The organism is Candidatus Sodalis sp. SoCistrobi, assembly GCF_900143145.1.
Taxonomy (GTDB): Bacteria; Pseudomonadota; Gammaproteobacteria; order Enterobacterales; family Enterobacteriaceae; genus SoCistrobi.
Map to the genome: position 1 here is coordinate 1 of NZ_FRDB01000379.1, position 1317 is coordinate 1317.

Annotated in this window: 1 protein-coding gene; it reads right to left on the reverse strand. The window is 56.3% G+C overall.

All coding sequences use genetic code 11. The features are described 5' to 3' along the window. Positions 1–672: 672 nt before the first annotated feature. Positions 673–1317: plasmid replication initiator RepA (gene repA, locus CINSTRO3249_RS15980; protein WP_084790293.1), on the reverse strand; the 645-nt coding region annotated here is incomplete at its 5' end.

A 1317-nucleotide genomic window follows, 5' to 3' on the forward strand; every position in this document is an offset into this window, starting at 1 on the left:
ATGCCGCCGAAGCCCGGCGTAGCCGGTAACGGTACCACTAGAGACGCACACCCCTCCCCCGCGCTGCAAAGCCCTACAGCCTTTCAGCGAGCACTTTGTTACCAAAGCCCCTATAAACCCCGGTGAGCGGTCAGAAAGGCGCATAGCGACGTTCTGAGCGTGATTTCCGGGGCGTTAGCGGATGCGTAGCAGACGCTTACGGGGGCGACACCCCTTTAGTTACAACAACAAAGACTACCAACCGATAAAAAAAGCCAAAACACAGCCCCGACGGGCCAAGGCTGATTTTTTCTCTGTCGCTAAGGTGTGTTTCCTGAGCGGCGCGGCCAGTCGGCCGCTGGGAGCGAAGTCCTTTTTATTCTTTTGTTTGGGATTGGTGTTTGGGTTGCGCGGTTATCTACAGGCTGGCGCTCGTCTAAGTTCTTTTTCTGTTTTAAGAATCTATAGTGATATTGCATCTATCCCTGAGAGTGCATCTAGCCCTCGGCTTTGAATTGCATTGATGTGTGGATAAGTACCGTGCTCTGGTGGGTGTATTGGGCAAATGCGGGAATTTTTAGCGGGAATGCCGATTTTTGCGATGGGGCTTGGTCAGAAAATGACCGTGGCGGAATTCAGGGCGAGCGAAGCCCTGCGCCGTTAAGCGCATAGATTCACTGAGGGTTGTACGGGTTAGCCAGTGCCGGGCGGCGCGGTCGCCAGCTGGCACATGGCATGGTAACGCTGCGTGACCATCCGGCTCAGTTCAACATGCCCCATTTCCCCAAGCTCTTCCTTGCTGTAGAGCTTCACCAGGTCGTTGAGGATATGCTTGCGGGCCTGTTGCTCATCCATCGCCTCCAGCTTGCGGGCCTGGCGGCGCTGCTTGCTCCGCGCCAGCTTTTTGGTGCGATAGTCAAATGCCCGCCGGATATGCTCCGTCTTGGCGCGGCGGCGAGCCTCAGACAGCGTAATCGGCCCTTCCCCCGCATCCCGTAGCTTCTGGTTCTCCCAGGAAAGCTGCTGCTGCTGGGCGGCCAGATATTTACCGTACTCGTAGCCAATCAGCACAAAGAACAACTCGGTGACCCAGATGATATTGGGAATATAGGAGGCAGTGGTATCGTCCCATATCCGGTCGCAGAGCACCGCGCCGATAGCCTCAAGATGTTCATTGATAGCACGGCTGGCCCGGCTGTAGCAGGGTTTACCTGCCCCATTGTAGGTCGTCAGACCGCACGCATCGGAAATCTGCGCCAGCGACATATACACCTTGCCGGTCACGATATTCACATGCGCCGCCAGACACTCCATGATGGCGTCAACAGCACGGGCACG